Source organism: Anaerovibrio slackiae (assembly GCF_009695585.1).
Classification (GTDB): Bacteria; Bacillota; Negativicutes; order Selenomonadales; family Selenomonadaceae; genus Anaerovibrio; species Anaerovibrio slackiae.
This window is the reverse complement of sequence record NZ_VUNR01000029.1, coordinates 1-12,606: the sequence shown is the minus strand read 5'-3', so window position 1 is coordinate 12,606 and position 12,606 is coordinate 1. Positions and strand designations below refer to the sequence as shown.

General features: G+C 50.5%; 12 protein-coding genes. 5 read left to right on the top strand and 7 right to left on the bottom strand.

Going from position 1 to position 12,606, the window contains the following annotated elements:
• Window positions 1-76 precede the first annotated feature (76 nt).
• Window positions 77-1,030, bottom strand: a complete 954-nt coding sequence (locus FYJ84_RS11875) for an L-lactate dehydrogenase (protein ID WP_154407825.1) — start codon at window positions 1,028-1,030, stop codon at window positions 77-79.
• 207 nt (window positions 1,031-1,237) lie between these two features.
• Between FYJ84_RS11875 and FYJ84_RS11870 the strand changes: the two genes are divergently transcribed.
• Both FYJ84_RS11870 and FYJ84_RS11865 read left to right on the top strand, forming a co-directional pair.
• Window positions 1,238-1,735 (top strand): hypothetical protein, encoded by a 498-nt coding sequence (locus FYJ84_RS11870; protein ID WP_154407824.1) that lies wholly within the window; start codon window positions 1,238-1,240, stop codon window positions 1,733-1,735.
• Between the two features lie 142 nt (window positions 1,736-1,877).
• Entirely contained in the window at window positions 1,878-3,074 is a 1,197-nt protein-coding gene (locus FYJ84_RS11865; RefSeq protein ID WP_154407823.1) for a dicarboxylate/amino acid:cation symporter, read from the top strand.
• A gap of 132 nt (window positions 3,075-3,206) precedes the next feature.
• Here the strand turns inward: FYJ84_RS11865 and FYJ84_RS11860 are convergent, their stop codons facing one another.
• Both FYJ84_RS11860 and FYJ84_RS11855 read right to left on the bottom strand, forming a co-directional pair.
• Window positions 3,207-5,093 carry a heavy metal translocating P-type ATPase gene (locus tag FYJ84_RS11860; RefSeq protein WP_154407842.1) on the bottom strand — a complete coding sequence of 629 codons (1,887 nt, stop codon included), beginning with the start codon at window positions 5,091-5,093 and terminating at the stop codon, window positions 3,207-3,209.
• Between the two features lie 62 nt (window positions 5,094-5,155).
• Window positions 5,156-5,374: a cation transporter gene (locus FYJ84_RS11855; RefSeq protein ID WP_154407822.1), complete on the bottom strand. Its 219-nt coding sequence runs from the start codon at window positions 5,372-5,374 to the stop codon at window positions 5,156-5,158.
• A 196-nt stretch (window positions 5,375-5,570) separates the two neighbouring features.
• Here FYJ84_RS11855 and FYJ84_RS11850 point away from each other — a divergent pair, with 196 nt between their 5' ends.
• Entirely contained in the window at window positions 5,571-5,930 is a 360-nt protein-coding gene (locus tag FYJ84_RS11850; protein ID WP_154407821.1) for an ArsR/SmtB family transcription factor, read from the top strand.
• 115 nt (window positions 5,931-6,045) lie between these two features.
• Here FYJ84_RS11850 and FYJ84_RS11845 read toward each other — a convergent pair whose 3' ends face one another.
• A complete protein-coding gene (locus FYJ84_RS11845) occupies window positions 6,046-6,294 on the bottom strand; it encodes a hypothetical protein (RefSeq protein WP_154407820.1) in 249 nt (82 codons plus the stop codon).
• Window positions 6,295-6,618: 324 nt separating this feature from the next.
• On the opposite strand from FYJ84_RS11845, the gene FYJ84_RS11840 reads away from it, so the two are divergent.
• Entirely contained in the window at window positions 6,619-7,476 is an 858-nt protein-coding gene (locus FYJ84_RS11840; protein WP_205764237.1) for a PD-(D/E)XK nuclease family transposase, read from the top strand.
• Between the two features lie 82 nt (window positions 7,477-7,558).
• Window positions 7,559-7,918, top strand: a complete 360-nt coding sequence (locus FYJ84_RS11835; RefSeq protein ID WP_154407818.1) for an ArsR/SmtB family transcription factor — start codon at window positions 7,559-7,561, stop codon at window positions 7,916-7,918.
• A gap of 123 nt (window positions 7,919-8,041) precedes the next feature.
• Here FYJ84_RS11835 and FYJ84_RS11830 read toward each other — a convergent pair whose 3' ends face one another.
• The 3 genes from FYJ84_RS11830 to FYJ84_RS11820 all read right to left on the bottom strand — a co-directional run bounded on the left by FYJ84_RS11830 (window position 8,042) and on the right by FYJ84_RS11820 (window position 12,354).
• Window positions 8,042-9,355 carry a (Fe-S)-binding protein gene (locus tag FYJ84_RS11830; RefSeq protein ID WP_154407817.1) on the bottom strand — a complete coding sequence of 438 codons (1,314 nt, stop codon included), beginning with the start codon at window positions 9,353-9,355 and terminating at the stop codon, window positions 8,042-8,044.
• 2 nt (window positions 9,356-9,357) lie between these two features.
• A complete protein-coding gene (locus tag FYJ84_RS11825) occupies window positions 9,358-10,743 on the bottom strand; it encodes an FAD-binding oxidoreductase (protein WP_154407816.1) in 1,386 nt (461 codons plus the stop codon).
• A gap of 78 nt (window positions 10,744-10,821) precedes the next feature.
• Entirely contained in the window at window positions 10,822-12,354 is a 1,533-nt protein-coding gene (locus FYJ84_RS11820) for a nitrite/sulfite reductase (RefSeq protein ID WP_154407815.1), read from the bottom strand.
• Between the last annotated feature and the right edge of the window lie 252 nt (window positions 12,355-12,606).

Here is a 12,606-nt window from a genome sequence, read left to right as displayed (position 1 = left end):
CACAAATTTACTGTGATGTCAAACCTCGGTATTATTTTACATGTCCAGTTCCAATAACCCCGGCACTCACTGCATCTTACAAATCCAGCCCGGCAGCAATCTCCTTCAGCATCCTGGCAGACTCCTGCAGCTTGGCAGTTTCCGTCTCATCCAAAGAAATCGGAATCAGCGTCTCAATGCCGTTGGCACCTACGATGCCAGGCATGCTCAGGGAAATATCATCGATGCCGTAATTGCCATGCATCATGGAGGATACCGGCAGGATGGACTTTTCGTCACGGACAATGCACTCGCAAATCCTCTTTACTGCCATGGCAACGCCGTAGTAGGTGGCATGCTTCTTGGAGATGATCTCATAGGCGCTGTTCTTTACCTTCTCAGCAATTGCCTCCATGGACTTCTCATGATTGAAATGACCACGCATCTCACAGAATGTATTCAGAGGAACGCCGGATACGTTGGCACTGCTCCAGGCGGCAATCTCGCTATCACCATGCTCACCGATAATAAAGGAATGAACGTTGCGGCTGTCCACCTCCAGGTGCTCGCTGAGAGCATACTTCAGCCTTGCTGTATCCAGCACGGTGCCGGAGCCGATAACCCGGTTCTCAGGCAGGCCGCTGAGCTTTACTGCCACATAGGTCAGGATATCCACCGGATTTGCCACAATCAGCAGAATCCCCTTGAAATCCCTCTTGGCAATCTCAGGAATAATGCTCTTGAAAATATTTACGTTCTTGTGCACCAGATCCAGCCTGGTTTCGTTCGGCTTCTGGTTGGCACCGGCAGTTACCACAATCACGGCTGCATCGGCGATATCATCATAGCCGCCTGCATAAATCTTCATCTGGCCTGCAAAGGAAATGCCATGGGCAATATCCATTGCCTCGCCCTCTGCCTTTTCCGTATTGGCATCCAGCAGCACCATCTCGGAAAACAGCTTGCTCTGCATCAGGGTAAAGGCAGCAGCAGAACCTACAAAGCCGCACCCAACAATAGCTACTTTTCTTGCATTAACACTCTGACTCATTGAACATCCTCCTATCCTAACCTAACAGCAATAACTGATATTTATATTTTATCCTTTTGTCAGTATAAATTCAATTATAAGTTGAAAAAATCCTCATATAATCGGGAAAAATATTCTTCCTAAGATTCTTAAGCAGATTTTCTCTTGTGAGTGTACTTTTTCATAAATATCGGTTATAATATTATACATAGAAAAGGAGAGATTAACTTGACTGAAGTATATTTGTTTGCAATTTTCTGGCTATGCTTGTCCGGCTACAGCCTGTTCATTACCTTGAAAAAGGATTTGGACGAGGAGGACAGGGACTTCTTTGATGAGCTGATGGAAATGGAACGCTTTATTCCCCCTGCCGCCATCGCCAAGATGATTGTTATCTTCGGCATAGGCATGCTTGCCATCGATATCATGGGCTTTTACCTTGCCTATTACCATGCCTATGTGAATGTAAACGGCATTCTCTACCGCATCATGTTCTTTTTCGCCTGTGCCTGTGTGTTTATCACAGACCAGACTATTGCCATGCGCTACACTGTCCGCATCAGCTCTGCTATCAAGAAGCTGGAGGACAAGCCGGATGTGCTGCGCCGCTGGATCGACATGAACGAGCCAAATACAAAGACGCTTGCCATGCTGTCCGCTATTACCAAATTCACCATAGCTTTGCAGCTGGCACTGTTTACTGTGGTATCCTCATTTTTCCTCTAAGCGGCGCTGCTGTTGCTTTCCTGCCACACAGCCAACGCCATGCTCTGCCTTGGCTGTGGCATACTTTAGCAATGAAAGGGGATATTTTTATCCCTTTTTGTAGGATTCATAAATAAAAATTCACAAAAAGGAGGAGAGTATTATGAATCTGTCAGTAAAAATCCTAATTTCCCTGGTATTGTCCGTTATCGTGGGATTGATAGCAGGTGCTGAGGGGCTGCCGTTCATCAAATGGTGGATTGCCCCTATCGGTACTATGTTCATCAACCTGATCAAGATGGTCATCGTGCCGGTGGTATTCACATCGCTGGTTGTGGGCATGACCAGCCTGGGTGACCTGAAAAAACTGGGGCGCATCGGTATCAAGACCATCCTGATTTATCTCTGCACCACGGCAATCGCTATCCTTATCGGCTTTGCCGTAGCAGGCGTGGGACATCCGGGCATCGGCCTGGAGATGGCTGCCGGCGAGGCAGTAAAGGTCAAGGAAGCACCGTCCATCATGCAGGTGCTGGTTGCCATGATTCCTACCAATCCTGTAGCCTCCATGGCCAAGGCTGACATCCTGCCTATCATCATCTTTGCCCTGTTCGTAGGCGTGGGCATCCTGCAGGTAGGCGGCAAGAAGGCGCAGATCCTCATCGACTGGTTCGATGCAGCTGCCGAGGTTAGCTACAAGATTATCAACATCGTTATGAGCCTGGCTCCTATCGGCGTATTCTGCCTGCTGCTGCCTGTTGTGGCTGCCAATGGCCCGAAGGTGCTGCTGCCTCTGCTGTCAGTAATCGCCTGCATGGCTATCGGCTCCGCCATTCATGCGGTGGGCATCTATTCCACTATGGCACAGGTGTGGGGCGGTCATTCCCCTGTGAAATTCTTCAAGGGCATGACCGAGGCAATGCTGATTGCCTTCACCACCTGTTCTTCTGCAGCAACCCTGCCGATCAACATGAAGAATTGCCAGGAGAAGCTGGGCTGCTCCCGTGATGTGTCTTCCTTCGTGCTGCCGCTGGGTGCTACCATAAACATGGACGGTACTGCCATCTACATGGGCATCTGCTCCCTGTTTATTGCCAATGTGTACGGCATTGACCTAACCGCAGGACAGATGGGCATGATCGTCATGACCGGTACCCTGGCTTCCATCGGTACTGCCGGTGTGCCGGGTGCAGGGCTCATCATGCTGTCCATGGTGCTGCTGTCCGTAGGCCTTCCTATGGAGGGACTGGCCCTGGTAGCAGGTATCGACCGTATCCTTGATATGTTCCGCACCACCGTCAATATTACCGGCGATGCTGCCGTAACCTGCGTCATAAACGAAACTGAAAAGGGCAGATAACCTGCCTGCATAAAACAATCAGTATAATCGATATAGTCGATATAATCGGTACAAGCTAAAACGCTGCCAGCCGTGGCTTCCCAAAAGCGGGAACCAGGCTGACAGCGTATTTTTCTGCAAGCTTTAGGTTGCTTATACATTTTGTACCTGCAAGGCCCTGATGGCATTGAGGACGGCAATCACCAGCACCCCTACATCGGCAAAAATCGCCAGCCACATGTTGGCAATGCCCACGGCGCCCAATGCCAGGCAGATGAATTTTATCCCCAGTGCCAGTGCGATGTTCTGATACACAATCCCCATGCACCGGCGGGCAAGCCTGACCGCCTTGGCAACCTGCCGCGGATTATCATCCATCAGCACCACATCCGCCGCCTCAATGGCGGCATCCGAACCCATCGCTCCCATGGCAATGCCCACATCCGCCCGTGTCAGTACCGGGGCATCATTGATGCCATCACCGACAAAGGCAAGCTTTTCCTGCTCCGGCTTCTCAGCAAGGAGCCTTTCCACCTGAGCAACCTTGTCGGAGGGCAGCAGCTCGCTGTGCACTTCGTCCAGCCGCAATTTTTCTGCCACCTGCTGAGCTGCCTGACTGCCATCACCTGTCAGCATAACCAGCTTCCTGACACCTGCCGACCGAAGCTCTGCCACTGCTTCTGCGGATTGCACCTTTATTACATCTGCAATGACAATATGACCGGCATAGCTGCCATCAATGGCCACATGGATAATTGTGCCGCCGCTCCTGCAAGGAATGGCACTGATTCCCTGCTTTGCCATTAGTTTTTCGTTGCCCACAGCCACCTGGCTGCCATCTACCCTTGCCATGATGCCATGACCGCTGATTTCCTGAATCTCGCTGACGCGGCTGCGATCAATTTTGCTGCCATAAGCCTCCTGCAGGCTCCTGCTGATGGGGTGTGAAGAGGCACATTCTGCTAATGCCGCATACTCCAGCAGCCGCTCCCGCTCCAGCGTGTTATGATGCACATCCGAAACAGCAAAGACACCGTGAGTCAGGGTGCCTGTCTTGTCAAATACTACATATTTGACCTTGGCAAGGGTTTCCAGATAGTTGGAGCCCTTGATGAGGATACCCTCCCTGCTGGCACCCCCAATTCCCGCAAAAAAGCTCAAAGGCACGCTTATGACCAGGGCACACGGACAGCTGATAACCAGGAACAAAAGGGCGCGGTATATCCACACATGCCATTCCATCGCCATTCCCAGCGCAAATCTATTGATAAGCGGCGGTAAAATTGCCAGTGCCAATGCACTATAGCAGACCAACGGCGTATAGACACGGGCAAATTTGGCAATAAATGCCTCGGATTTGGACTTGTGGGAGCTGGCTTCCTCCACTAGTGAGAGGATTTTGGAAACTGTGGACTCCTCAAATTCCTTGGTAGTCTTTATGTGCAAAACACCTGTCATGTTGATGCAGCCGCTGATGACCTCCTGCCCTGCCGTCACCTCTCTTGGCTGGCTTTCACCTGTCAGGGCTACAGAGTTCAGCATGCTGCTCCCCTCCAGCACTATGCCATCCAAAGGGATTTTTTCGCCTGGCTGCACCACAATCACACTGCCAATCTCCACCTCATCCGGGGCAATCCGCACCAGCTCACCGCCACGCTCAATATTGGCATAATCCGGCCGAATGTCCATCAGCTCACTGATATTCCGGCGGCTCCTGCCCACGGCATAGCTTTCAAAAAGCTCTCCCACCTGATAGAACAGCACCACGGCAACAGCTTCCAGGCAGTCACCGCTCTGGTCGTAAACCGCCAGCAGAAAAGCACCGATAGAAGCCACCGCCATCAAAAAATTCTCATCAAAAACCTGACCGTTCCGTATGCCCCGCACTGCCTTGCCCAGTATATCATAGGCGATCAAAAGATATGGCACCAGGTACAAAGCCATCTGCCCCATGCCTGTAGCAGGAACAAATTGCAGGGCTATCAGCAGCAGGGCGGTAAGGAGAATACGCGCCAGGGATTTTTTCTGCTTATCATTCATCCCCTCAAGAATGGTTATAGATATACGTCTGCTCATAGTAAATCTCACACTCCGGCTGCAACTTAATAGTAAATTTCACACTCCGGCTCCACCTTGCGGCATGCCTTCAGCACCTCTGCCATGACCAGCTGCGGTTCCGTCCCCTCTGCAAATTCCACCTTCATTTTCAAGGTCATAAAATTCACCACCGCATCTGCCACGCCTGCCGTATTTTTCGCCGCCTGCTCCATCAGATTGGCGCAATTAGCACAGTCAACCTCAATCTTATACGTCTTTTTCATCTTCCCGTCTCCTTTCACTGGTCAATCCCAGCGGCAATGCATAAATTACCATTCTCTTATAACACTCTTAATATAACAATTAAACATTTGCTTAATTGTTATATTAAGAGTATAATACCAACAGGATAATATGTCAATAAATTAACTGAAAAATATTTTCATTTTTAGTACATCTTTTTAATTAAAGGAGACAATCATGAACCTGCCTCACAATCACAACGAAGATGCCACGGCCTGCCAATTTTTGCAGGAAAAGATAGGCGATACAGAAAATTTCCAGGCTGTAGCCGACGTATTCAAGCAGCTGGGTGACAGCACACGGCTGCGCATCTTCTGGATACTCTGCCACTGCGAAGAATGCGTGCTGAACATCGCCGCCCTGCTGAATATGTCCAGCCCGGCAGTATCCCACCATCTGCGCCCATTAAAAAACAGCGGCCTGATAACCAGCCGCCGTGAAGGCAAGGAAGTATACTACAGGGCTGCGGACACGGAGCAGACCCGGCTTCTGCATGACATGATGGAAAAAGTCATGCAGATTACCTGCTTTCGCTAATTCCCTGCCATATCCAGAAACCAAAACCGCGGCTATTCCATCACGAATACGCCGCGGTTTTTGTATTTTACAGCACTTTACAACTTTTATGTGGCAATACACCCTAGCGGATTTCTCAGTTTTTGTAGTAAGCATAATAGCCTCTTACAGATACTTTCAAATCCTCGCACAACTTCGTTACATTTGCATACTCAGGACATGCCTCCACCGCCTCACGGATAAGCTGATACAGCTCCGTATTGTTACGCCCATTAGCATTATTAAGTTCCCTGTCTATCTTTCTTGCCTTGCACAAAACCTCTTTCTCTATCACCAGTTCATTAGAACGCTTCTCCAGCACCTTCATCCTGTCCGTCAGCTCCATGGGATACTGCTCCATGAAAAAGCACTAAAACTCATAGGTACATAAAATCCTCTGCCTTTTCACATCCTCCACATAAGGATTTTTCTTCAACACATCCATCTCAGCAGAGGACAGCATCCCCCTTGCCATGACAATTCACCTCGCATATTAATTAGTCCCAATGAAAAACTCTTGATTTGCAAACATTTATATGTTAGAATGTATGTAATAAAAATTTACTCTTAGTAACGTCTTCCATGGTTATTTATCCATTTCCCACATTTATCAAATTACCATAGTGGAAAAATATATACATTTCATGTTATAATGAAGGCGGTGAAAGGATTGAAAACGATAAACAATAACGCTAATCCACCATTACTCCCAAAGGATGATGCACACTGGCAACGGCTGATAGCCAAGGTTCAGGCCATGACACTGATGGATGACATTTTCTTCAACTGCTTCATGGAAGACGATACCGCTGCTATGCAGTATGTCCTGAACATCATCATGGAGCGACATGACTTAAAAGTCATCAGCGTAAAAACTCAGTATGCTGTTCCCAACATCTATGGGCGCGGTGTCCGATTCGATGTATTGGCCATCGACCAGTACGGCAGGGAGTACAACTTTGAAGTGCAAAATGTCAGCAGCGGAGCTGCTCCCAAGAGAGCCAGGTACAACATTGATATGCTGGACCTGCGGCATCTGAAAGCAGGCGATGACTTCGATGACCTGCCGGAGACATATGTGATCTTCATTACCGCAAAGGATGTGCTGGGATACGGCCTCCCCATCTACCACATTGACAGGCATATCAACGAGCTTGGCATAAAGTTTGACGACATGGCTCACATCATCTATGTCAATGGTGAAAACACATCCGCCACGCCCCTGGGCATGCTCATGCAGGATTTTCAGAATGCCGACCCGGCAAAAATGCACTCCAAGCTTTTAGCAGACAAAATGAAACATCTAAAATCTCTTGACGAGGAGGTATGCAAAATGTGCAATATCGTTGAAGAATACGTTGCCGAAAGATTAGCTGAAGCAAAAGCCGAGGCAAAAGCCGAGGCAACAAATAACACTCTAAATTCCATAAAAAACCTTATGAAGAACACTCATTGGTCAGCCGAAAAAGCCATGGAAGCCATTGGCATCCCAAAATCAGACTATACCCAGTACCTCGCCCTGCTCTAACTCAAGATTTTCATTCGTAAGCCGCAGATTTCTGCGGCTTATTTTATTACCACATACATTTCATGCATAGAAAGAGACCAGCATGAACCTGCCTCACAACCACAACGAAAATGCTGCTGCCTGCCAGTTTTTGCAGGAAAAAATAAGCGATGTAGAAAATTTCCAGGCTGTGGCCGATGTATTCAAGCAGCTGGGTGACAGCACCCGGCTGCGCATCTTCTGGATACTCTGCCACTGCGAAGAATGCGTGCTGAACATCGCCGCCCTGCTGAATATGTCCAGCCCGGCAGTATCCCACCATCTGCGCCCATTAAAAAACAGCGGCCTGATAACCAGCCGCCGTGAAGGCAAGGAAGTATACTACAGGGCTGCGGACACGGAGCAGACCCGGCTTCTGCATGACATGATGGAAAAAGTCATGCAGATCACCTGCTTTCACTAAATCTCAACACAAACAAAATAAAAACATAAATATAAACACAAAAGCAGGAACTGAATCCCCAAAATCAGATGATTTCTAATTTATAGGATGAGTTCCTGCTTTTTCATACTATTCTATTTGAGCTTACCCCTTACCCTTCCGATACGCCTCTGCCAGAAGCTGCACAGGATGGTATGCCACCTGAGGCAGATGGTTCTGCACAATGCCGTCCGTTATGTGCATGCGGCAGCTAGGGCAGCTGGCGCAGACATAATCCGCATGAGTAGCCTCGATATTCTGGCACTTGCGGTCATTAACCTGCCGTGACAGCTCATAGTGGGACATGCAGAAGGAACCGCCGGAGCCGCAGCAACGGTCATGCTCCTTCATCTCCACGAAGTTCAGCCCCGGAATGGACTTCAGCACCTGCCGCGGCTGCTCCGTAACCTTGAGGCCCCGTATCATGTGGCATGGGTCATGCATAGTCACAGTCTTGTTGATAGTGCCCAGATTGTCCGTCCGATAGCCGATCTCCACCAGGAACTGGCTGATTTCGCGCACCTTGTCAGAAATTCGCTGCGCCCTGGCCTGCCATTCCGGCTCATCCTTCAGCCACTTCGGATAATCCCTCAGTGCCTCCACACAGGAGCCGCAGGAGCCTACGATATAGTCCACATCATAGCTCTCGAATACCTCAATGTTGTGCTTTGCCATCTCATTGGCCAGATCAAAGCAGCCAGCCACATGGACAGGAGTGCCGCAGCAATGCTGCTTGCCCGGCAGCACAACCTCGTTGCCGTTTTCCTTCAGCACCTCTATGGTCGCTTTGCCAATATCGGTGTACATAAAATTGATAGTGCAGCCGGTGAAGAATGCCACCCGGCGCTTGGCACCGGCAACCTTGATAACCTCCGGGTACTCGCTCCTGAGAGGCGTAGAAGCCAGCGGCGCCGTAGCGCGGTTCGGATCCATGCCCGGCACCGGGAAGCGTGAGAATACCGCATTCTTGTCCGGAATATCCTTGAAGGTAAGCCAGCCAAACATGCCACCCATCCTAAGTGCCGCGTTGAACAGCGGCCTGTTGCTCAGAAGCTTGAACACAGTGCTCTTAACAGGGTGCAGCCCCCGTGCCTTGACAGCCGCATTGCGCCCCCGCAAAATCAGATCATCCGCCTTTACGCCGCACGGGCAGTTGGCAGAGCAGGTCTTGCAATTCAGGCACATCCCCATGATGCTGTCAAATTCCTCGCTAATCGGCAGCTTGCCGCTAAGCACTGCCTGCATCAGGGAAATCTTGCCCCTGGCCACGGAAAACTCCTTTTTCGTCTCACGATAAATCGGGCAGCCAGCCTGGCAGTTGCCGCACTTCATGCAGTTGGCAAGAGCGTCATCAATATCCCTCAGCAGGGTAGTGTCATGGCTGTTCATTGCCTCTGCCGTCAATTTATTTTCAGCCATAATCAACACTCTCCTAACAGCTTACCAGGGTTCAAAATCAAATTCGGGTCAAGGGCACGCTTAATGGCCTTCATGGCATTCATGCCCTCCTTGCCGTGCTGCTGCTCCATCCAAGGCAGCTTGCCAAGGCCTATGCCATGCTCCCCGGACAGGGTGCCGCCCAGAGCCAGCGCCCCCTTGAAGATATCATCCATAGCATCATGCACACGCTTCATCTCATCCTCGTCACGCAGGTCACACACGATAGTCGGGTGCATGTTGCCGTCACCGGCATGGCCGAAAGTGCCAATAGTTACATTGTGGTCCTTGGATGCCTTGGTCACAATCCGCAGAAAATCAGGAATCTTGCTCCTTGGAATAGTTGCATCTTCCACAAAGGTAGTAGGACGCAGCTTGGCAAGGCATGGCAAGGCCATGCGGCGTGCCGTCCAGAGCTGTGCCTTGTGCTCAGCGGACTTGGCCAGGGTAACCTCACGGGCATTATTCGCCTTCAGCACCTCCAGCACCTTTGCCTTTTCATCCTCCACCACAACAGGATTGCCATCCACCTCTATCAGCAGGATGGCATCTGCATCCACCGGCAGCCCCACATGGGTAAAGTCCTCAACAGTGCGGATAGTTGCATTATCAAGGATTTCCAAGGTAGCCGGGATAATCTTTGCCGCAATAATGCCAGACACTGCCTTGCCTGCATCATCAATGGAATCAAACACGGCAATCATGCTCTTGGTGGCCTCCGGAGCTGGCAGCAGCTTCAAAAGAGCCTTGGTGACAATGCCCAAGGTTCCCTCAGAGCCGGTAAAGAGCTTGGTCATGTCGTAGCCGGACACGTCCTTTACATTCTTGCCGCCGGTGTGGATAATATCGCCATTGGCCAGGACAACTTCCAGTCCCTGCACATAGTTCTTGGTGATGCCGTACTTCAAGCCCCGCAGGCCGCCGGAATTTTCCGCAATAGTGCCTCCCAGGCTTGCCGTCTTTACCGTGCCAGGATCAGGCGGATAAATCAGGCCATACTGAGCAATATGGTCATTGATGTCCTGCACAATGACACCTACCTCCACCTCGGCAATCAAATTTTCCAGATCCACATCGATAATCTTGTCGAAGCGGAGCATCAGCAGCACAATACCGCCCTTCAAAGGAGCAGTACCGGCAGACAGATTGGTACCGGAGCCACGAGGATACACAGGAATCCTATGGGCATTAGCATACTTCATAATCTCTGAAACTTCCTGTGTCGTTCCCGGCGATACCACAACATCCGGCATGTAGGAATGGCCAGGCGTAGCATCATAGGAATACTCATAAAGAGCCTCCGGGGAATGCAGCACATGCTCCTTGCCCACGATCCTTTCCATAGCCTCAATCAATTGTGTTTTCTCCATAGCTACCTCTCCTTTACCGTAACAAACAAAAAACACCCACTCAAAACATCAGCACATTAGAGCATCAGCAGAAGAATATCAGAAATACTTGGCAGCGACCTTCTCTACCCCATCAGCATTTGCCTTGCTCCACTCAGCAAAGCTCATGCCGCTTTCAGCCACTTTTTTGCCCAGCTCCACCAGGAAATCAGGCACTTCGGTCTCCAGAATCACCCCTGCTTCCTTGCCGAATACCTCCTGTCCCTGGGCATCACAGCCATTGAGATACAAAAGCCATGCCGACTGCCTGTCCTTGACAGCACCCCTAAAGCCCATCGGCACAACCTGCGGCGTAGCGCAGGAGCCAGGACAGCCGGAAATGTGAATGGCCGGCAGTGCCCCGTCAGGAATACCTGCCTTCTGCACAGCCTCCGCGCAGCTTCTCAGCAGTGCCTGGGAATCACGCACACCCTGCTGGCAGATAGAACCGCCAATGCAGGCAGAAGCCATCTCAAAGAGGCTGGCGGCACTGTCACCGGCAGTCAGGTCAATAAACTTCTGTGCCTCCCCGGCGGTCAGATTCACGATATAGGCAGTCTCATCCAGCGCCAGGCGGATTTCTGCCCCCTCAATCTCCTGCAGGGCATCACTTACCTGGCAGAATACCTCCGGTGACGGGCAGCCCCCCAGCGGATGCCATACTACGCTGTACAGCCCCGGCTGCTTCTGGGCTATAGCCCTGCGGTTCTCAATGGTGCCGTCTCCTGCCTTGGTGATGACTGCTTCTTTGATTTCAAAAGCGAAATCATCGGTGCCCTCCACCTCTGCCAGCTTCGCCTGAAAAGCCTCATAATACTTCTCAGGGCCGCCCAAAGTTTCCTGCATATAGCGGCTCCTTGCCCTGGCACGATTTTCGTAGTTGCCATAGGCACGGAACATCACCCACATGGCGCGGACATATTTCAGGATATCCTGCGGCTCCACAGCCTCGCCAACCTTGACCCCCACCTTCGGATTTGGCCCGATGCCACCGGCACTGTACACATCGAACTTGCCATCAGGCCGTGCCACGAAGCCCAAATCACGCATGGTGGCATGGGACTGGTTCTTTGGGGAGCTGGAAAAGCCGATTTTATATTTACGCGGCATCTTCTCCGCGTTAATAAACTGCATGGCATACTGACCTACAGCCTCTGCATAAGGCATCACATTGAAATACTCATCTGCATCAATGCCGGACAGAGGGGAGCAGGTGGTATTCCGCGGAAAATCTCCGCCACCGCCTACAGTGACGATGCCCACCTTCAGGGCATCCTCCATAATCCTGCACACAGGCTCCAGCCCCAGATTGTGCAGCTGGACAGTCTGGCAGGTGGTAAACTTGATTTTATCTATAGCGTACTTACGCACAGACTCCGCAATAAAAGCCATCTTCTCCCTGGTCAGGCGCCCGGCAGGCATCCTCAGCCGCAGCATGCTCTTTGGCTCGTCCCCCTTCTGGGCGTAGCTGCCGAACTTGCCGGAAATCCCCTTGTACTCGGCCCGCTTCAGCTCACCTGCATAATACTTTTTGGCTGCCTCCTGAAAAACCTGCATATCCTCTTTCCAGGAATCCACTGGAATCACATTCATTGAAAAACACCTCGCAAAATTCTTTCCATACAATACAATATAACATCTTATACAGATTATATGACATACATCATATTCCGATATGCATCATATAATGCAGTGCATTGAATAGCCGATAACAAATAATAATTGAACTACTCCCTCCTAACGCTTAGCGTTTGAGGAGGGAGATTCCCACTTCTACGAGAACAGCCTTCTGCCTTAGCAAAAGGTCTTACACACTCTCCGTGGGCGTTAATTTCCGTAGTTCCT